The sequence below is a fragment of the Apilactobacillus kunkeei DSM 12361 = ATCC 700308 genome (assembly GCF_001281265.1).
Classification (GTDB): Bacteria; Bacillota; Bacilli; order Lactobacillales; family Lactobacillaceae; genus Apilactobacillus; species Apilactobacillus kunkeei.
In genome coordinates this window covers 36,235-56,787 of sequence record NZ_JXDB01000004.1, presented here as the reverse complement: position 1 = coordinate 56,787, position 20,553 = coordinate 36,235, and the positions used below count along the sequence as shown (strand labels likewise).

Sequence of the window (20,553 nt, the reverse complement as noted above, 5' to 3'; positions counted from 1 at the left end):
ATCAAACTCTCATCTTAAGATGAAAAGCTTAACTTAGCTCTTCTGAATAAATTGTTATTTTATAAGCGAATTGACTTCGCAATGTTTAATTCTTACAACCAAGTTGTAAGTTCCTTACACATCATCGATTATCAATCTTGTTCAGTTTTCAAAGATCTACCATTTATATGTCTAAATTACGACTTCTTAATTATATCAAAGTTGTGAAACAATGTCAACAACTTTTTTTAAATAATCAAATTTATTAACGTTATCCCTTAACGACAACAATAAATATTATGCCATGTAATCGTTGTTATGTCAATAACTTTTTATATTTATTTTTTTGAGCTGTTCGTCTTTCAAACAACATTTAATATATTATCAAGTTTGTGGAACATCGTCAACCACTTTCAACAAAAAAAGCGTAAAGAATTGAAATTAATCAATTCTCTACGCTTAATTGTAGATCTTAGTCTTGTTCTGAGTTATCTTCTGGTCTCATTGTTGGGAATAGTAGAACATCTCTGATTGATTCAGCGTCGGTTAATAACATAACTAGACGGTCAATACCAATGCCTAGTCCCCCTGTTGGTGGCATACCGTATTCTAGAGCTTCAACGTAGTCTAAGTCGACTGGTTGTGCTTCATCGTTACCGTTAGCCTTTTCAGCAGCTTGAGCTTGGAATCTTTCCTTTTGATCGATTGGATCATTTAATTCAGAGAATGCGTTAGCATATTCCATACCTTCAACATATAGTTCGAAACGATCGGTAAATCTTGGATCATCAGCGTTCTTCTTAGCTAATGGTGAGATTTCTACTGGGTGACCGTAGATAAATGTTGGGTTCTTAATTTCTGGTTGAACCTTTTCTTCGAAGAATTCGTTGATAATATGGCCAACAGTCCAGAAATCTTGGTATTCAATGTTGTTCTTGTCAGCAAGTTTTCTAGCTTCTTCTAGACTCATTTCTTTCCAGAAATCAATTCCAGTAAATTCTTTAATTGCGTCTACCATGTGTAAACGTTCGAATGGCTTGTTAAAGTCTACTTCTTCACCACGGTAGTTAATAATACCGTTATCAGTAACAACCTTAGCAGCTGCCTTGAAAATACCTTCAGTTTCATCCATAACATCATGGAAGTCAAAGTACGCAATGTATGATTCTAATTCAGTAAATTCTGGGTTATGGTTTTGATCCATACCTTCATTTCTAAATACACGACCGATTTCGTATACTCGTTCCATACCACCAACAATTAAACGTTTTAAGTGTAGTTCTAGTGCGATACGTAGGTATAAGTCGATGTCTAATGCATTGTGGTGAGTAATAAATGGACGTGCACTAGCACCACCAGCTTGGTTGTGTAGTACAGGTGTTTCTACTTCAGTACAATCCATTTCGTTGTCAAGGTAGTTTCTGATTGCAGAAATAATTTTGCTACGTTTTTGGAAACGGTCAAAACTATCACGGTTTGAAATCAAATCAAGATATCTTTGACGGTATTTTTGTTCCTTGTTTTGTAGACCATGGTACTTGTCTGGCAATGGACGCAAAGCCTTTGATAAGAAAGTTACATGGGTAGCCTTAACGGTTAATTCACCCATGTCTGTCTTAATTAGTTCACCTTCGATACCTAAGTGGTCACCTAAGTCGGCGCGCTTGAAGAAATGGTAGTTGTCTTCACCTACTTCATCTTTTCTTACGTATAGTTGAATTCTACCGGTACGATCTTGTAAATCACCAAAACCTACTTTACCTTTTCCACGTTTTGCAACCATACGTCCAGCGATAACAACTTTTAGATTTTCTTCCTCTAGTTCTTCTTTAGTACTATCGTTGTACTTATCGTGTAATTGTTTAGCTAAATGAGTACGTTCAAAACGGCTACCGAATGGGTCGACCCCTTCTTCTCGTAATTCATTCATCTTTTGGCGACGAACTCGCAATTGGTCATTCATTTGCTTTTCTTGTGCCACAGTAAAACCTCCATCAGAATAAATTATTTTATATTAACATAATACCATAAAATAATTTAAAAAATTACATTTCACTTAAATCCGCATTTTTTGCTGCTCTTTTATGAGTCTTTTCAAGGAAATTGTCGAAAATATCGTCCATTTCTTGCTCACTTTCTGCATTGTTTAAAGCTACCTTAGCTCTAGCTGAGTGAGAAATACCCTTTAGATAGTATGCAGCTTGTCCTCTAAATTCACGAGGACCTGTGAAGTCACCCTTCACACCTACTAAACGATGTAGATGTTCCTTAGCAGTTGCAATCTTTTCATCAACTGTTGGTTCCTTCAATAGTTCACCAGTTTCTAGGTAGTGTCTTGTTTGTTGTAGCATCCATGGGTTACCTTCAGCGGCACGACCAATCATTACGGCGTCTGCTCCAACTTCGTCTAACATCTTCTTTGCTTCTTGAGGAGTTCTAACATCCCCATTACCCATAAATGGAATTGTTAAAGCATCAGCAACTTGTTTTAAAACATCCCAGTCGGCGCTACCAGTGTACATTTGTTTTCTAGTTCTACCGTGCATTGCAATCGCTGAGGCACCGGCCTTTTCTGCCATCAATGCGTTTTGAACTGCGTATACGTGGTCTTCATCCCATCCAGTTCTCATCTTAACAGTAACTGGTTTCTTAACAGCGTCTGTAACATATGAAACCATTTCGTATACCTTATTAGGATCCAATAACCATTTTGAGCCGGCATCAGTCTTAATAACCTTGTTTACTGGGCACCCCATGTTGATATCAATGATATCGGCATCGGTTTCTTGGTCGATAAACTTAGCTCCTTCGACAAGGGTTTCCTTAGTACCACCAAAAATTTGAATACTCATTGGGTGTTCCTTTGGATCAATATCCAACATACTTAGAGTCTTCTTGTTCTTGTGCATTAAACCACGATCAGAAATCATTTCACAGACAACAAGTCCAGCTCCTGATTCTTTACAAATCATTCTAAACGCAGTGTTAGTAACCCCAGCCATTGGAGCAACAACTACTTGATTGGGGATTGTAACATCTCCGATTTTCCATTCCATTTATATTCACCTCAATATTAAACACGTTTAGCATGATAAATATAATATCACACTAAAATTAAAACTGCATACTTACTATTCTTTTGAATCTTGATTATCAGACAACAATGCTCTCAAGTCGTCTTCGCTGTAGTTATATTCGGTTTCACAGAAGTTACAGATAACCTTTGCTCCATGGTCTTCGTCAATCATGGCTTGGATTTCCTTATCGTTTAAACCGGCAATCTTTTCACCGAACTTTTCTTTTGAACAGTCACACTTAAATTCTACAGGCATGTTTTGTAGAATATCGATGTTGTCTTCACCAAAGATTAGTTTCAAGATATCTTCTGGCTTTTGTTTTGATAGGAATAGTTCTGAAATCATTGGAATTGACTTTAAACGTTCTTCTAGTTTGCTGATTGCATCATCTGATGCGCCTGGAAGTACTTGAATTAAGTATCCACCGGCAGCACCAATGGTTCCATCTTCGTTTACATATACAGATACCCCAACAGCTGATGGAATTTGTTCTGATTGTGCTAGGTAGAAAGTAAAGTCATCACCAATTTCACCTGAAACTAGTTGAACGTTACTTACGTATGGTTCATCACCACCTAGATTCTTCATTACTTCTAGGCTACCTTGTCCAACAGCACCACCGACATCTAGTTTGTGGTGTTTGTTTAATGGTAAATCAACATGTGGATTGTGAATGTATCCCTTAACGTGACCATTTGCGTCTACGTCAACCAATACTGGACCGGCAGGACCATCACCCAATACCTTCACAGTCATTGTTTCCTTACCCTTTAATACTGATGTAGCTAATAATAAACTAGCTACCAATGAACGCCCTAATACCGCTGAAGATACAGGCCATGTTCTATGATCTTTTTGTGCTTCGTCAACTACGCCAGTAGCTTCCATTGCGTATGCTCTAAACATACCGTCTTTAGTGACGCTCTTTGTTAAATAGTCTGCCATTTTTTATTCCTCCATAATCACCTAAAAAAGCGTGAGTCAAATAAATTCAACCCACGCTCTATTAGTTAGTCTTCATCATTATCTTGATGTTGATTTTCTTTTTGTTCTAGTTGTTCTTTGCTTTCTTCAAAAGAAGCATCTTCGTTATCACTTGAAGGGTTTTCTTCTGGCATCTTACCAGTACGGTATAGACTCAAGATTTCCTTTTCGTCTAATGTTTCGTACTTAAGCAATGCGTCAGCGATTACCTTATGTTGTTCACGGTGTTGTTCAATAATATCATGAGCTTGACCATGAGCTTCATCAATTAATCTTCTTACTTCTTCATCGATAACTGAAGCAGTCTTTTCAGAATATCTTCTTGCGTATGGGTCATCGTTTGGACTTTCCAATTGAACAGTTCCCAACTTTTCACTCATACCATATTGAGTAACCATAGCACGAGCTAAGTTAGTAGCTTGTTCGAAATCATTAGAAGCACCTGAAGACAATGAGTCAAAGATAATTTCTTCGGCAGTTCTACCACCCATTAGACCAGCAAGTTGTTCCATTGCGTTCTTCTTAGATAGCAATTGTTGATCTTCTCTTGGAAGCATAATTGCGTATCCGCCGGCACGTCCACGAGGAACGATAGTAACCTTGTGAACTACACGAGCATCGTTTAGAACTAAACCAACAATTGTGTGACCAGCTTCGTGGTTGGCAACAATGTTTTGTTCTTTTTGACTAACAACTTTATCTTTCTTAGCTGGACCAGCAATTACACGGTCTTCAGCTTCATCCAATTCTGATGGACCAATTTCAGACTTGTTTCTTCTAGCAGCTAATAAAGCAGCTTCGTTTAACAAGTTAGCCAAATCGGCACCAACAAAACCTGGAGTTTGTTTAGCAATTTCATGCAAGTCAACGTTATCAGCGATTGGCTTGTTCTTAACATGTACCTTTAAGATTGCTTCTCTACCCTTAACGTCTGGTCTACCAACTAGCACCTTACGGTCAAAACGACCTGGACGAGTCAAGGCAGGATCCAATACGTCAGCACGGTTAGTTGCGGCAATTACGATAACACCATCATTACCTGAGAATCCATCCATTTCAACCAATAGTTGGTTCAATGTTTGTTCTCTTTCATCATGGCCACCGCCCATTCCGTTACCACGTTTTCTACCAACAGCATCAATTTCATCAATGAAGATAATTGCTGGAGCTTCTTTTTTAGCCTGTGTGAATAAGTCACGAACACGACTAGCCCCTACACCAACAAACATTTCAACGAAATCAGAACCTGAAATTGAATAGAATGGAACACCAGCTTCACCGGATACGGCTTTAGCTAGTAAAGTTTTACCAGTTCCTGGAGGTCCTTCTAATAGGACACCATGAGGAATCTTAGCACCTAACTTGGTGAATTTCTTTGGATCCTTTAAGAATTCAACAATTTCAACAAGTTCTTGCTTTTCTTCTTCTTCACCAGCAACGTCTGTGAAACGAACATCACTCTTGGTTGGTTTAGCCTTTGACTTACCAACACCCATAATGCCGCCCTTGCTACCATTCTTACCACCCATTTGGTTCATCATAACGAAGAAGAAAATGATAATGATTAGCATTGGTAGTAATGAGAATATTAGATTTGACCAGAAACCGCCGTCAGTGTCAGCAGCCTTGGCACCCATCTTAACGTTATTCTTCTTAGCGTAGTTTGTAATTTCATTAATAGTACCGTTGTTCTTCAAAACCTTAGTCTTGAATGATGAAACCTTAGTTTCACTCTTGGTATTACTGAATAAAATGCTACCAGAATTATTTGATTTAACGCTTTGGGCCTTTCTGTATTCACCAGAAACTGTGTAAACACCATTTTCTGGTTGAATTGAAAAACTCTTGATTTTGTTATCTTTTAGTTCTTGAACAAACTGACTAGATTGTAATTCTTTGTTTTGAGGTTGGCCGTTCTTTGATGTGACAAAGAAAGTAACTCCCAAGACAATCAAGAAGCACACTATGTAGAACAGGCTGTTCTTGAATAATCCTTTATTATTGTTATTACGCATCAATTGCCTCCTGTGTTCAATGCTTGTTTATGTATTAAAAATAACATGGTGAGACCCGCCAATTTTTCAATACATTACACGAAGCATATATTATCATTTTTCAGAAGAATTAACCATTTATTTGTCTGAATAAATCTCTGGTTTTAATACTCCAACATATGGAAGGTTACGATACTTGCCTTGGTAATCTAAACCATATCCAACCACGAATTCGTTTGGTACTTCTAGACCAACGTAATCAGCTTTGGCTTCAACTACTCTTCCTTCAGGCTTGTCCATTAAAGTACATACCTTAATTGATTTAGCACCACGTTCAGCTAATAGGTCTTCTAAATATTTCAATGTTCTACCAGTATCGATAATATCTTCAATGAAAATAACATCCCTACCGTTAACATCCACATCAATATCTTTCATTAATTCAATGGTTCCGCTTGATGCAGTACCTCCATGGTAGCTTGAAACGTCAATAAAATCGATGTCCATGTATAGGTCCATTTCTCTGACAATATCTGTCATGAAGAAAATAGCACCTTTCAATACACCAACTACTACTGGTTTTCTGTCTTTGTAATCAGTTGTAATTTGTTGACCTAATCTGCGACAAGCATCTGTGATGTCTTCCTTACTATATAAGGTTTTTAGAATGTCGTTGTTCATTAGTTTCTCCTTCCACATACTTTATTTAATGATTAATGTATAAACTCTAGCGTTAGAGTTATCGATAGATACAGATTCACTGTAGCCTAAAATGGCTAACAGCCTTCCCTGATCAGTCATCAAACTATTAGCAGATTGTCTTTTATAAACAGGTATCTTTTTGTTAATAAACAGTCGCTTAGCCGTTTGATGGCCACCATTTTTAAGCGTTATTCTATCACGATTTTGCGTCTTTTGTACAATCAATGGGAATTCTGAATCCAAAAGATTAAAACGAGAAACTCTTCTTGTTCCATCATATGAAACTTCGGAATTATCCGTAATCATCCACTGGATATCATCTTCAAAATACCATTTATTCAATGTTACCACAAAATAATCGTTTTTAAATCCAGTTATTTGGTTTTGATTGATATTTTCGATTAAAAATTTGTCATATTCCTTTTTTATGCTCAAATTGTTCGATAACTCAACAACACCCTGTGGCTTTTCATCATTATTAAGTAGTGAAGTCACCTGATTAACGATGTCGACGTTTAAGCCATCAACTACCTCTTGATCAATTAGATAATCAATTAAGCCACTTTGAACGTATTTGGGTAGCCTCAAGAATGAACCTAACTCAAAAATGTTGGTATCAACGCTGATATCTTTTGCTAACTTCTCAAAGAAGAAATCATTTTGTTTCTTCATTGAATTTAATTGGTAGGAAAAATCATTCACATGTTCAATTCCACGATTGTTCTCTGCTTCGATAAGTGGAATCAAACGATGTCTAATTCGGTTTCTAGTGACGTCTAGTTTTTGATTAGTGTCATCTTCATACCATTTGATTGATAAAGTTTGCATGTATTGTGTTAGTTCTTCTTTGCTAAACCCCAGTAGTGGACGAATCAATCGGCCATCATCAAACTTTCGACTTTCCTTAATCCCGACTAGATCCTTTACAAACGATCCACGAATTAATCTCATCAAGACTGTCTCAGCTTGGTCATTGGCATGATGTGCTGTTAATAATATACGTGAATTAGTGTCTTTAACTACCTTTGAAAAAAAATCATACCTATATTTTCTAGCCGCCATCTCAATTCCATTACTTGGATGGAACTGTTCTTCCCAGTTACCAACTTCAATTTTAACGCTATGGCTTTGACAGAAGTCTCTGATATATTGTTCTTCTTCAGCACTTTGTGCTCTTAGGTGGTGGTTAACGTGAGCAACGATAATTTTGGGTCTGCTCTTCTTTGGCAAGTGCATCATTAGGTTAAGCAAAGCCATTGAATCGACACCAGCTGATACCGCGACAACCACAGAGTCTGACTGGTTAAACCAATTTTTGCTCTCAATCAATCGATTAAATTTTTGCTGGGTAATATTTTGTTCCGGCATTAATACCGTCCCCTTTTAGTCACATTTTTGGTAAAAATAAAATGATTAAGGTAATCTACCCCAATCATTTTTTATTTGGTTAACTACGGCGACCGCCACGGCCTCCACGCTTACCTTCAGTATTTTTCTTGATTGTAGCTAGTCTGCTTTCACTTTCCTTTAGGAAACTGTCCATTAAGTCATCGAAACTAGCCTTGTTATTTTTATGGTTATCATTGTGATGACGGTTATCACCAAACTTACCATGATTTGAATGTCCATGGGCCATCTTTGGTTGTTCTCTTCTTTGTGGTTCGGCAGGTTTATCAACTGCTTTTCTGATTGATAAAGCAATCTTACCATCGTCACCAACACTTAGAACCTTAACTTTAACGTCATCGCCAACTTTTAATACATCTTTGATATCTTTGATATAGCCATCAGAAATTTCACTAATGTGAACCAGTCCTGTTTTGTGTTCGCCTAGATCAACAAAAGCACCAAAATTAGTGATTCCTGATACTTTGCCGGAAACTTTTGCTCCAACTTCAATTGCCATAAAAAAATTTGTCCTCCTAATAATGATTAGTAACTTTAGTATAGCACCATTTAAATGATAATTGTATAAAAAAAATGGTATTTTTTCATACCATTTTAATTTTGAGTTACATCCTTTGAAACATCTCCTGGAAGACTGTAAACAGTCTCTCCGGGCTTGGTGTAGTAATATTTTTCACGAATTACTTTTTGGATATAGTCCTTATCATGTAACTGCTTAATATTTTGTTTTAGCTTTTGATTATCAATTTTACTTTTCTTAAGTTCCTTCTTAGTTTGAACCTGTTGTTCAGAAACGTTGCTAATCTTAGATTTAGTTATAAAGATTTGCACAACCAACATTAAGATAACGACGAGGAAAAAGCTTACCAGGATAATTCCACGTTTTTTTCGACTGCGTAAAATTTCTTGATGTCGAGATTGCTTAATCTTCGTGTATTGATTATTCAATTGATGAACCTTATCAACATCCATGGTATCCCCTCCTCAATTTGCTACTTAATAGTATAGATGATTCTTAAAAAAAATAAATAGATAATTAATTTTGTAACTAAATTTTAATTATTCGGCGTTGAAATCTCTTTCGTATTGTTCATCCAAAACGGTGTACATTCTATCTGCATCAGCCTTTTTGGTTGTTTCAAATAATTGGTTAACTTGAACGGTTAGGGTCTTGTTACCAAACTTAATCACTAACTTATCATTTGAATTAACGTTTGATGATGATTTTGCCACACGGTCATTAATGGTAATACGACCTTGATCAGCAATATCTTTGGCTACTGTTCTTCTTTTGATAATTCTTGAAATCTTTAAAAACTTGTCTAATCTCATTTCGACATCCACCTATCTATAAACTTATTTACTAATGGCACTGATTGCCATTCTTGATATGTTAATAGTTTCCATTTAATCGCTAAAACACCAAAGACGGCTGCACCGATTGGAACTAAAAAACATAGTGAAACGATGGCGCTTAATCTTTGACTATGAACCAAATGAATTGATCCAAATAGGTTCATCATAATCATTTCAATGACTAACATCACCATAGCAATTACAGTTAGTTTCCATAAGAAGCTCCACTTGTTTTCAATTTTTACGATGTCAGTTGGTGCGAACTTCACTTCCACGATTAGCATTAATAGCAAACTAATTACAGTAGAGATGCTTGCACCGGCGATTCCCATGTGGGCAACCATTTCCTTGGTAATCAATATCTTAGCTGCTAACCCTAATATAATCGCGATAATGGTAATTTTAAAGTGATTTGCACTTTGCAAAATACTACTATAAATCGTAATCATCGTCGTTAGTACAACACTAATCATAAAGATACTAATTGTGGTGTTTTGTTGATTACTGTTAAATAACAAACGGTTAATTAGTGGCATCAAACTAATCATCCCTACTGCCACACCGACGGTCATAAACATGCTGACCCTAAGCATTTCGGATGCTAAGTTATGAAACGACTTCATTTGCTTCTTGGCATAGGCCAAACTTAATGATGGCAAGATGGCAGAAGCAAACGATGTCGCAATTACCAAACCTAATTGAACTAGTGGTTGGCCACGATCATAGATTCCCTTGACCGCCTGTGAATCAATCAGATTCAATCCATTTAATAGCAATCCCTTTCGGACGGTAAACGAATCAACTAGTTGCATTAAGACCATTAGCGATGAAAGCATGCAGATTGTGCCACCTTCAAACAATAATCGTTTCAACAATGATTGATAAGACATTACACTTTGATTCGGTAGTCGTTTAATATCCACGGAATAGTAACGAATTAAGATAGCAATCGAGAAAATTTCAGCGACTGGCGTTGCCACCATTGCATATGTTCCAATTGTATATGGATTGACGTGGTGTCTAACCCCGACGTAAGCAGCAGCAATGATTAACCCAACTCGAACCACCTGCTCTATTACCTGTGAATAAGCGGTTGGTTTCATAACCAACGTTGCCTGGAAGTAACCTCTTAAGCAGGCCAAGATTGGCATCATTAAAAACATCCAGCTAACTGCGCGAATCAAACTATCTAATCTGATGTCACCCATTAAAGCCGCAATCGATGTTGCCTTAATCTGGCAGATGATAAATATCAAACCACCAAAGATTGAAAGCACGATAAATAGCTGCCTTAGAAGTGCTTTTTTCTGAAATGTTGTTTCCTGCTCAGCGATAACACGTGAAATAATAATCGGCATACCACTCAACGCAAGCACCATCCCAATTCCATAGATTGGATAAACCTGTTGGAAAACGTAGAATCCAATGTTTCCCACTAAGTTTTGAAATGGCACACGGTAAACGGCACTTAATACCTTACTAATCAAAGAGGAAATTGATAGAATCATCGCACCCTTCATTATCACTGATAGTTTATTGTCATTTTTCATTTGTTAAGTTTCCTGTATGTTCTTTATCTAATGCTTCGACAAACTTACTCAATTCACTTAACCACTTTTGTTCATCCATATTAGGTTGAATGATTAAGGTAATTTGCATCTTGTTGTTGGCAGTACCAACCATTGATCTGAATTCAGTTTGCGCAATTGCCTTTAGCACTTGCTTGCTGTCATAGAATTGAGTTCCAATCGTTGATAGAGTGACTGTGATTTGTTTTGGTGTTTGTCTAATCTTTTCAATTAACGATGAGTCGGCATACATCTTAATGCGGCTAATTGTTAATAAGTTTTCAACCGCGGTTGGGTAATCACCGAAACGGTCAATTAAATCAGACTGTAATTCACGATATTGATCGTCGTTTTGCATTTGTCTAATTCGTTTGTATAATTCAATCTTTTGCTTTTCATCTTGAATATATTCGCTTGGTAAGTACGCTTCCACGTCCATTTCGACGGTTGTATCAACTCGTTGTTCGGCACGACGACCACGTTTAGTTGCAACAGCATCGGCTAGCATTTGAGTATACATATCATAACCAACCGAATCGACGAATCCTGATTGTTGCTTACCTAATAGGTTCCCGGCACCACGAAGTGATAAATCACGCATGGCAATTTTGAAACCAGAACCAAGTTCGGTAAAGTCCCTGATGGCTTCCAAACGATTTTCTGAGACTTCGGTCAACACCTTGTTTGGTTTATACATAAAGTACGCATAAGCGACACGGTTAGAACGACCGATTCTTCCACGAATTTGGTACAACTGGGATAATCCCATGTGATCAGCATCCTCGACAAACAACGTATTGGCGTTTGGAATGTCGACCCCGGTTTCGATGATTGTTGTGGTTACTAAGACATCATATTCACCGTTAACGAAATCATATAGGATAGTTTCCAATTGATTTTCAGTCATTTGACCATGAATGTAGGCAATTCTAGCATCTGGAACCAATGTTTGTAACTTCATGACAGTGTCTTCAATGTCTGAAACACGGTTGTGCATGAAGAAGACTTGGCCACCACGGTGTATTTCACGGGTAATCCCCTCACGAATTGCCCCAGCGTTTTCTTCCATTACGTATGTTTGAATTGGGTAACGGTTTGCTGGTGGAGTTTCAATAACTGAAAGGTCGCGAACTCCCATCATAGACATGTTCAAAGTTCTTGGAATTGGGGTTGCGGTTAATGTCAAAACATCAACGTTTGATTTTAATTGCTTAATCTTTTCCTTGTGTTTAACACCAAAGCGTTGTTCTTCATCGACCATCAACAGTCCTAAGTCGGCAAACTTGATGTCATCAGATAACAAACGATGGGTTCCGACAACTATGTCGATAGAGCCATCTAGTAAACCTTTTTTGGTTTCTTCAACTTGCTTCTTGGTTCTGAAACGAGATAGCACAGCTACTGAAACTGGAAAACCTTCAAAACGGTTCACAATTGTTTCGTAGTGTTGTTGTGCTAACACGGTAGTTGGTACCAAAAAAGCAACCTGTTTACCTGCTTCGACCGCCTTAAAGGCAGCGTGTAATGCTACTTCAGTCTTACCGTAACCAACATCCCCAACTAGCAAACGATCCATTGGATGTGGTTGTTCCATATCCTTTTTAATTTCTTCTGAACTCTTCACCTGATCGGGGGTTGGTTGATATGGAAAGGCTCCTTCAAATTCTTCTTGGTACTCGTCATCTTCTGGGAAGGCATAGCCAACCTGGTTGGAACGTTTAGCATATAAGTCAATTAGGTCATCGGCGATATCTTCAATCTTACCTTGAACCTTTGACTTCGTCTTTTGCCATTCACTTCCACCCAGCTTGTTAACACGTGGGTGTTTGTCTTCGGATGAAACGTACTTTTGAATTAAGTTTAATTGAGTCACCGGAATGAATAACTTGGCGTTCTTTTGGTAAGCAATGGTCATATAGTCTTGGTGCTTACCATCGACTTCCATTGTCTTCATCCCTTCATACTTACCAATCCCGTGGTTAGCATGAACGACATAGTCGCCCGGTTTCAAATCAGCATAACTCTTAATTCGTTCCGCGTTAGAAAATGTTTGACGACGTGGTCGTTTCTTGTGAACAGTCGTAAACATTTCTGATTCGGTAATTACCGCCAATTGTTTGATTGGTAATTCAAATCCATTCTTCAAGCGTTCACTGATCACTTGGACCTGATGTTCCAAGATGTTGTCACTGGTGGTTTGAACGGATTCGATTTCAAAGTCAGTCAATGTTTGCGATACCTTTTGCATTCTGGCTTTGTCCTTCACCAAGATCACAACGGTGTCATCTTGTTTGTGCCATCTATCAATTTCAGTCTTCAATAGTGGCATTTGACCGAAGAACTTTTGCATTGGGCGAACCTTAATATCATTTAATTGGGTTAACTTAAGGTTTCCAATTCCCTTTTGGAACAATGACATTAAAATTTCTGCCTGATTAATTTTGTGGAAGTGTTCTCTAAAGTCCACGCTAAACAAATCAGTGGATGCTATTTCACCATGGTCAAACTTGTCGTTAGCCCATGATTGTTCTTCTTCGACTAGTTGTTGGCTGTTTTCTAAGATACGACTGTAGTCATCGAATAAGACGACCCCATCATCATCCAAATAATCGAAGATGGTCGTTTCATTTTCATACATTGACTTAGCATACATTATCCAATCTGGATCAATGATTCCTTCATTGGCATCATCAATCATGGTTTGAATAGCATCGCTTAGCCGCTGCTTTAGTTCGTCGTTATCCAGTTTTACCGAACGTTTATCACGTAGTTGCGTTAAATTAGCAACTGCTTGTTGTCTTTGTGTTTCGTTTAATACCATATCAGTCGCTGGTAGCACCGATATGGTTTCAATATTTTCCAAACTTCTTTGATTAGATACGTCAAAATATCTCAATGAATCGACATCGGTATCGAATAAATCAATTCGAACTGGGTATTCTGAGTTCAATGGATAAATATCGATAATTGATCCACGAAGTGAGAATTCTCCTGGTGCTGCCACCATCTTTTCTGGTGTGTAGCCCATTTGAAATAGTTTGTTTCTTAATTCATCTAGATTAACTTCATCGTCGATTGAGATGGTTAAATTAGCATCTGAAAAATCGCCAGGTTCCGGCAAAATACGTTTAGTACCGGAAACAGACGTTACGATAATCTTAGGTTCATCGCTTAATAGCTTTGATAAAGCTTGAACACGAGTGGCCTTGTATTCAGGTGAACTGGTGGCAACTTCTGCGGCTAAGACTTCTTCGACTGGAAATTCTAATACATCATCTTCGGAGACAACATTTTGTAAATCTTCAACAATATCATCACATCTGGATAAAGTATCAGTCACAATCAAGAAGTTTTTCTTTGTTGACTTGAACAGAGCGGCAATCATCATTGTCTTCGCAGAACCTGATAAACCAGTCACTAACTGACGATGTTTTGGTGCTAAATCATTAACAATCTCATCGTATTGTGGCAGTTGTGTGAAAAATTGACTTAATTCCAAAATAGTTATCCCCTCTAAATATTAGTTGTACTTGTTTTCTAGCTTGTTGAATTCTTCCCCATCGATAAATTCTTCTAGCGCTGAAACACTGTTGTCAATTGCTTGGTTTAATCCTGGTTTTTGGTCGTCTGTAAAGTGACCTAATACATAGTTAACGACGCTTTCCTTGGTTGGATGATCTGTTCCCACCTTGATACGGTTAAACTTGTCGGTGCCTAAATGAGCAATTAAACTCTTAATTCCATTGTGACCACCGGCTGATCCATGATTTCTCAATCTGATTTTGCCGATTGGTAAATCCATATCATCATATATTACTATTAAATCGCTTAAATCTAACTTAAAGAACTTCATTAAAGGTCCAACTGAACGACCTGATTCGTTCATAAATGTTAGTGGTTCGACTAACATAACCTTTTCACCATTAATGTTAGTTGATCCAATCTTTGCTTCCATCTTTTGTGTTGATAGCTCCACGCCATGCTTATCGGCAAACTCGTCTACTACCATAAAACCAGTGTTGTGTCTGGTTTCCTTATATTGTGGTCCAACGTTTCCTAATCCCACAATCATCTTCATAAAAAATCCGCTCCTTTTTCGCTCAATTAATATGTAAATTATATCATAGTATGCAATCCGATATTTATCCCGTCGCTTATAGAAATATAGAAAACTATTCGTTTTTTTAGCGCTTTGTAATTACTAATTTCCAAATTAATGATATAATTCAGATGTAGATTTAAATATGTTTTTGAAGGGATGATTATTGTGGCTTTAAAACATCAAAAAGTTGTTTTAGTTGGTGACGGTGCCGTTGGTTCTTCATACGCATTTGCTATGATGCAACAAGGACTAGGCGAAGAATTCGTCATCGTTGATATTATTAGAGATCGTATCGAAGGAGACGCACTTGACTTAGAAGATGCTCAAGTATTTACTGCTCCTAAGAACATTTACGCTGGTGATTACAGTGACTGTGCAGATGCTGACTTAGTTGTTATCACTGCAGGTGCACCTCAAAAACCAGGTGAAACTAGACTAGATCTAGTTGGAAAGAACCTAAAGATTCTTTCATCAATCGTTCCTGAAGTTGTTAAGTCAGGATTTAATGGTATTTTCTTAGTTGCTGCTAACCCAGTTGACATCTTAACTTACGGTGTTCAAAAACTTTCAGGTTGGCCAAAGGAAAAGGTTGTAGGTTCAGGTACTTCATTGGACACTACTCGTTTCCAAGTTGCTGTTGCTAAGAAGTTAGGTGTTAACCCTGCTGACATTAACGCATACATTATGGGTGAACATGGTGACTCAGAATTTGCTGCTATTGACGAAGCAACTGTTGGTTCACGTCCTCTATTAGACGTAGCTAAAGATGCTGGCGTAAGCAAAGATGACTTACTACAATTAGAAGATGAAACTAGAAACAAGGCATACACAATCATCAACAAGAAAGGTGCTACTTTCTACGGTGTTGCTACTGCTCTAATGAGAATTTCACGTGCTATCTTACGTGACGAAAACTCTGTACTACCTGTTGGTGCTCCAGTTAACGGTGAATATGGTTTAAGCGATATCTACATCGGTACTCCAGCTGTTGTTAACGCATCAGGTATTAAGCAAGTTATCGAAGTTCCTCTAAGTGATGAAGAAAAAGCTAAGATGGAAGCTTCAGGTAAGACCTTAAAGGAAACTGCCGAAAAAGGTATGGAAGCTTTAAAATAATCGATCAACTTGATTAGATATTAAGTCGAGGCGCACTTTGCTCCCCGGCTTTTTATTTTGGGCAATTGTTGATTTATCGCCACAAATTCATCAATTTATGTTAAAATTAGATTATGAGAAAAATTCTAATAATTAAAAAGGAGGTTATGTTATGCTATTGAAGTCATTGGTTAAACCTAAAGGCAGTTTAGTTACCGTTTCAGAAAACGTTTCATTAGAACAAGCTCTTGAAACGTTGGAAGAGTCTGGTTACAGATGTATTCCTATCTTAGACGAAACTGGTACAATCTTTAGAGGTAACATCTATAAGATGCATATCTACCGTCACAAAGCTAACGGTGGTGATATGTCTCAACCTGTTACCACATTATTAAAGAATGCCACTAAGTTCATCAATGTTAATTCAGCCTTCTTCCACATTTTCTTTTCGATTAAGGATTTACCTTATATCGCTGTATTGGATGATAATAATCGTTTCTACGGTATCTTGACCCACACTCGTTTATTGGACATGCTTTCACAATCATGGAACGTAAACGTTGGCAGCTATGTTCTTACAGTTTTAGCTCCTGGTAACCGCGGTGATCTAGAATCAATGTCTAGAATCATCACTAAGTACACTGCAATTGCCAGTGTTATTAGTTTAGACGGTCAAGAAGGTGAATTGGTACATAGAGTTATGTTCACCCTTCCCGAAGAGGTAGATAAGAAATTGTTAAAACGAATCACTGCTGCATTAGAACGTAAAGGTTTTAAGATTGCAGAGATTGAAAATTTAGCGGACGAGAAATAACATTATCGAAACAAAAAAGGATGCGAATTTAATTCGCATCCTTTTTTTATGTATGTTTTACTGTACACCAATACTTAATTTCAATGACTCGTCCACTCGTTTCATAAACTTATCACTTAAGTGATCTACTCGATCATGTAATCGTTGTTTATCAATTGTTCTAATTTGTTCTAATAGGATAACTGAATCTTTTTCGATTCGGGTCTTATCAGCACTAATAGCTACGTGAGTAGGCATCTTTGGCTTTGAAATTCTAGCAGTAATTGCGGCTACAATCACGGTAGGACTGTAGTGATTCCCGATATTATTTTGGATGATTAATACCGGTCTCATTCCACCCTGTTCGGAACCAACAACTGGTGATAGGTCAGCATAAAAAACGTCGCCACGTTTAATTTCAACGTTAGCCATTCTAACATCCCCTATCTATAATGAATTCATCTGAATTCTAAAACGTAATATGATGTACACCTGAAGATTCACAAAAAGTGAATTCCTTTGAAATAGCACGATTGATATCGGTCATCTCAGTGTACCCAGCAATTAAATTCTGGATTATCAAATAATCGTTAATACATGGATTAACCACAATCCTAGTATGTGTATCAATGGAAACATTCATTCTAGGATGTGATATTTTTGCTTCCTTACTTGATGTAGCTGTACTTAAAAGTGAATAAACATATCGATTCTTAGATTGCATTGATTAATCCTCTTAAAACGGGTTATTCTACCACAATGCGTGGTAGTCTATCAGTGAGTAAGCAAGCCACTTCATAATGAATTGTATCACAATATGACGCAATGTCTTGTAAAGTAATCTTTTCTTTACCGTCTTGACCTACAATTGTAACTTTTGTGCCTGGTTTCACTGGTTCGTCTAGTTTAATCATTAATTGATCCATGCATACACGACCAACAATTGGGCAGAACTTACCGTTCACCAATAGTGAGAAGCCTTGTAATGCACGTACGATTCCATCGGCATAACCAACTGGAACTGTGGCAATCCATTCAGGTTCCTTGGAAGTGTATGTCGCGCCATATCCAACTGAACGACCTGCATCGATTTTCTTACAGTAGACAACTTCTGTTGTTAAACTAAGTGCTGGTTTTAATTCGTATGGTAAGTCTAGTTCCCCACCAGATGGATTCAAACCATAACCAGCAACACCAAATCTGATCATGTTGCAGTTAAATTCACTATGCCACAAGCTAGTAGCTGAATTAGACACATGTACATATTTTGGTAATGTATCTATAACTGAAATTAAATCATTAAATCGTTCAACTTGCAAATCAAAATACTTTACGTTATGTGTATCAGCGGTTGAGAAATGTGTAAAGATTCCTTCAAAGTTCAAGTTATTCGATTGATCCAAGAAATCAACTGCTTCTTTAAGTGAATCTTTGTCTTGAAAACCAATTCTACCCATTCCAGTATCCAAACCAATATGAACATTTAGCTTTGATAGATTCTTTTGAGCTAGTTGTTCATCGGCTGTTCTCAACCAATCAATGGATGAGACGGTGGCTGAAATGTTTCTTTCTGCCATTAATGATGCATGTTCTACGTCGGTGATACCTAGAACTAGGATTGGTTCGTCAAAACCAGCATCCCTTAATTGTAAGGCTTCATCTAAAATGGCAACACAAAAGCCATCGGCGCCTGCCTTCTTCGCTTCATGTGCTACTGCGACCGCACCGTGGCCATATCCATTGGCCTTTACGACCATGAATAAGTATTCGTTATTTTTCAAACGTTTTTTTTCGTTACTAATATTATGATATAAAGCACTCTTACTAATTAGTATTTGAGCATTTCTATGAGTTCCTACTACCATATTAATCTTTCCTCCAATTAATAATGGGTATTTCCTTTTAATTGTAGTTCTTTATGTAAAAAAAAGCTATTGACAAATTTTCATATCAACAGCATTTTTTGTTATTAATCTTTGTTTTTAATTGTGAATGACTTGTTTGGGCGTTTGTGGTTTGATGAACGGTTACCCTTCTTATGATCATCACGGTGGTTGCCTCCGCCATTACCATTGTAACGACGACGGTTTCCGCCACCATTTCTGTTACCACCACGCTTGAAGCCACCACGACGGTTACCAACGCCACGGTGGTATCCACCACCATGACCGCGCTTGTTCTTGTTAGGAAGTGGCTTTTCAGCAGTGATATGAACCTTAACTTGGTTTCTAGTCATCTTGCTTAATAGCACTGATACTAATTCCTTAGCATCGTATTTTTCTAATAATTCATCAGAAGCTTCTGAGAATGGTTCCATCTTAGTCTTTTCTATTAATGAACCAATTTCCTTAGTGGCTACTTCTAGTTGACCCTTCAATGCTTCATCAGCTGAAGGTGGCTTAAGAGGTAACATTCTAACCTTAGTTAGCTTTTCAATGTCTCTTAAGTAACTAGTTTCGTTTGGTTCAACAAAAGTCATTGAAACACCATGACGTCCGGCACGACCGGTACGACCAATTCTGTGAACGTAACTTTCTGAATCTTGAGGGATATCGTAGTTGTATACGTGAGTAACACTTGAGATATCAATACCTCTAGCAGCAACGTCGGTTGCAACTAAAACGTCAACCTTGTCATGCTTGAAGTCCTTCATGATTTGTGAACGACGGTTTTGAGTTAAGTCACCATGAATTCCGGCAGCGCGGTATCCGCGTAGTAGAAGTCCCTTAGAGACTTCATCAACGCGACGCTTAGTACGACAGAATACGATAGTTACCTTAGGTGCTTGGATATCAAAGAATCTAGTCATGATATCAAACTTTTCAAATTGTTTTACTCTGATGTAATATTGATCAACTAAATCAGTAGTTAATTCTTTAGCCTTAATTGTAACTTGTTGAGGGTCCTTCATGAATTGAACACCAACACGTTTGATTTGTGGTGGCATAGTTGCAGAAAATAACAATGTTTGTCTTTCTTCTGGAACTTGTTTTACGATGCTTTCAATATCATCTAGGAATCCCATGTCCAACATATCATCGGCTTCATCTAGAACCAATGTCTTAACATGGTCTAATTTTAATGTACGTCTGTTGATATGATCCAATAAACGTCCAGGAGTACCCACAACAACTTGTGGTTTACGCTTTAAGCTTTGGATTTGTCTTCTGATGTCAGAACCACCAAAAACTGATACAGCTTTAACACCCTTTTCTTTTCCAAAACGACTAATTTCGCCTTGAGTTTGAATAGCTAGTTCACGAGTTGGTGAAATAACTAATGCTTGCACGTTTGGATTGTCTAAATCAACGTGTTCAATAATAGGAAGAGCAAAAGCAGCTGTCTTACCTGTACCTGTTTGTGCCTGTCCTAAAACATCCTTACCTTGTAGGGATAAAGGAATTGTTTCTGCTTGGATTGGAGTGGCTTCCTTAAAACCCTTGTCTTCAATCGCTTTTAATAGATCTTCTGAAAGACCTAACTCTCTAAACTTCAA

At 37.5% G+C, this 20,553-nt stretch carries 17 protein-coding genes; 2 read left to right on the top strand and 15 right to left on the bottom strand.

The window, feature by feature from the left end; genetic code table 11:
* Positions 1-451 precede the first annotated feature (451 nt).
* The 12 genes from lysS to pth all read right to left on the bottom strand — a co-directional run bounded on the left by lysS (position 452) and on the right by pth (position 15,145).
* Entirely contained in the window at positions 452-1,960 is a 1,509-nt protein-coding gene (gene lysS / locus RZ79_RS01605) for a lysine--tRNA ligase (RefSeq protein WP_034532490.1), read from the bottom strand.
* 64 nt (positions 1,961-2,024) lie between these two features.
* Entirely contained in the window at positions 2,025-3,035 is a 1,011-nt protein-coding gene (gene dusB, locus RZ79_RS01600; protein WP_054449721.1) for a tRNA dihydrouridine synthase DusB, read from the bottom strand.
* Positions 3,036-3,110: 75 nt separating this feature from the next.
* Positions 3,111-4,001, bottom strand: coding sequence for an Hsp33 family molecular chaperone HslO (gene hslO, locus RZ79_RS01595; protein ID WP_054449720.1), 891 nt, complete (start codon positions 3,999-4,001; stop codon positions 3,111-3,113).
* A gap of 65 nt (positions 4,002-4,066) precedes the next feature.
* Positions 4,067-6,055 (bottom strand): ATP-dependent zinc metalloprotease FtsH, encoded by a 1,989-nt coding sequence (gene ftsH, locus RZ79_RS01590; protein WP_054449719.1) that lies wholly within the window; start codon positions 6,053-6,055, stop codon positions 4,067-4,069.
* 117 nt (positions 6,056-6,172) lie between these two features.
* A complete protein-coding gene (gene hpt, locus RZ79_RS01585; RefSeq protein WP_053795167.1) occupies positions 6,173-6,715 on the bottom strand; it encodes a hypoxanthine phosphoribosyltransferase in 543 nt (180 codons plus the stop codon).
* A 21-nt stretch (positions 6,716-6,736) separates the two neighbouring features.
* Positions 6,737-8,104, bottom strand: coding sequence for a tRNA lysidine(34) synthetase TilS (tilS, locus tag RZ79_RS01580; protein ID WP_054449718.1), 1,368 nt, complete (start codon positions 8,102-8,104; stop codon positions 6,737-6,739).
* A gap of 79 nt (positions 8,105-8,183) precedes the next feature.
* On the bottom strand, positions 8,184-8,642 hold the full coding sequence (locus tag RZ79_RS01575; protein ID WP_041152424.1) for a S1 domain-containing RNA-binding protein: 459 nt from the start codon (positions 8,640-8,642) through the stop codon (positions 8,184-8,186).
* A gap of 95 nt (positions 8,643-8,737) precedes the next feature.
* Positions 8,738-9,115 carry an FtsB family cell division protein gene (locus tag RZ79_RS01570; protein ID WP_054449717.1) on the bottom strand — a complete coding sequence of 126 codons (378 nt, stop codon included), beginning with the start codon at positions 9,113-9,115 and terminating at the stop codon, positions 8,738-8,740.
* 87 nt (positions 9,116-9,202) lie between these two features.
* Positions 9,203-9,475, bottom strand: coding sequence for an RNA-binding S4 domain-containing protein (locus RZ79_RS01565; RefSeq protein ID WP_053795163.1), 273 nt, complete (start codon positions 9,473-9,475; stop codon positions 9,203-9,205).
* Positions 9,472-11,049: a putative polysaccharide biosynthesis protein gene (locus RZ79_RS01560; protein WP_054449716.1), complete on the bottom strand. Its 1,578-nt coding sequence runs from the start codon at positions 11,047-11,049 to the stop codon at positions 9,472-9,474. Before RZ79_RS01560 ends, RZ79_RS01565 begins: the two co-directional genes overlap by 4 nt.
* Entirely contained in the window at positions 11,039-14,566 is a 3,528-nt protein-coding gene (gene mfd / locus RZ79_RS01555; RefSeq protein ID WP_237756528.1) for a transcription-repair coupling factor, read from the bottom strand. The genes RZ79_RS01560 and mfd overlap by 11 nt, the downstream gene beginning before the upstream one ends.
* 21 nt (positions 14,567-14,587) lie before the next feature.
* On the bottom strand, positions 14,588-15,145 hold the full coding sequence (gene pth, locus RZ79_RS01550) for an aminoacyl-tRNA hydrolase (RefSeq protein ID WP_034532481.1): 558 nt from the start codon (positions 15,143-15,145) through the stop codon (positions 14,588-14,590).
* A gap of 189 nt (positions 15,146-15,334) precedes the next feature.
* Between pth and RZ79_RS01545 the strand changes: the two genes are divergently transcribed.
* Entirely contained in the window at positions 15,335-16,285 is a 951-nt protein-coding gene (locus RZ79_RS01545; protein WP_054449715.1) for an L-lactate dehydrogenase, read from the top strand.
* A gap of 151 nt (positions 16,286-16,436) precedes the next feature.
* On the top strand, positions 16,437-17,078 hold the full coding sequence (gene cbpA / locus RZ79_RS01540) for a cyclic di-AMP binding protein CbpA (RefSeq protein ID WP_054449714.1): 642 nt from the start codon (positions 16,437-16,439) through the stop codon (positions 17,076-17,078).
* 57 nt (positions 17,079-17,135) lie between these two features.
* Here cbpA and RZ79_RS01535 read toward each other — a convergent pair whose 3' ends face one another.
* From RZ79_RS01535 to cshA, 3 genes are all read right to left on the bottom strand, one after another.
* Positions 17,136-17,489, bottom strand: a complete 354-nt coding sequence (locus RZ79_RS01535; RefSeq protein WP_034532478.1) for a type II toxin-antitoxin system PemK/MazF family toxin — start codon at positions 17,487-17,489, stop codon at positions 17,136-17,138.
* 314 nt (positions 17,490-17,803) lie between these two features.
* Positions 17,804-18,922 (bottom strand): alanine racemase, encoded by a 1,119-nt coding sequence (gene alr / locus RZ79_RS01525; protein ID WP_054449712.1) that lies wholly within the window; start codon positions 18,920-18,922, stop codon positions 17,804-17,806.
* A 104-nt stretch (positions 18,923-19,026) separates the two neighbouring features.
* Entirely contained in the window at positions 19,027-20,553 is a 1,527-nt protein-coding gene (cshA, locus tag RZ79_RS01520) for a degradosome RNA helicase CshA (RefSeq protein ID WP_054449711.1), read from the bottom strand.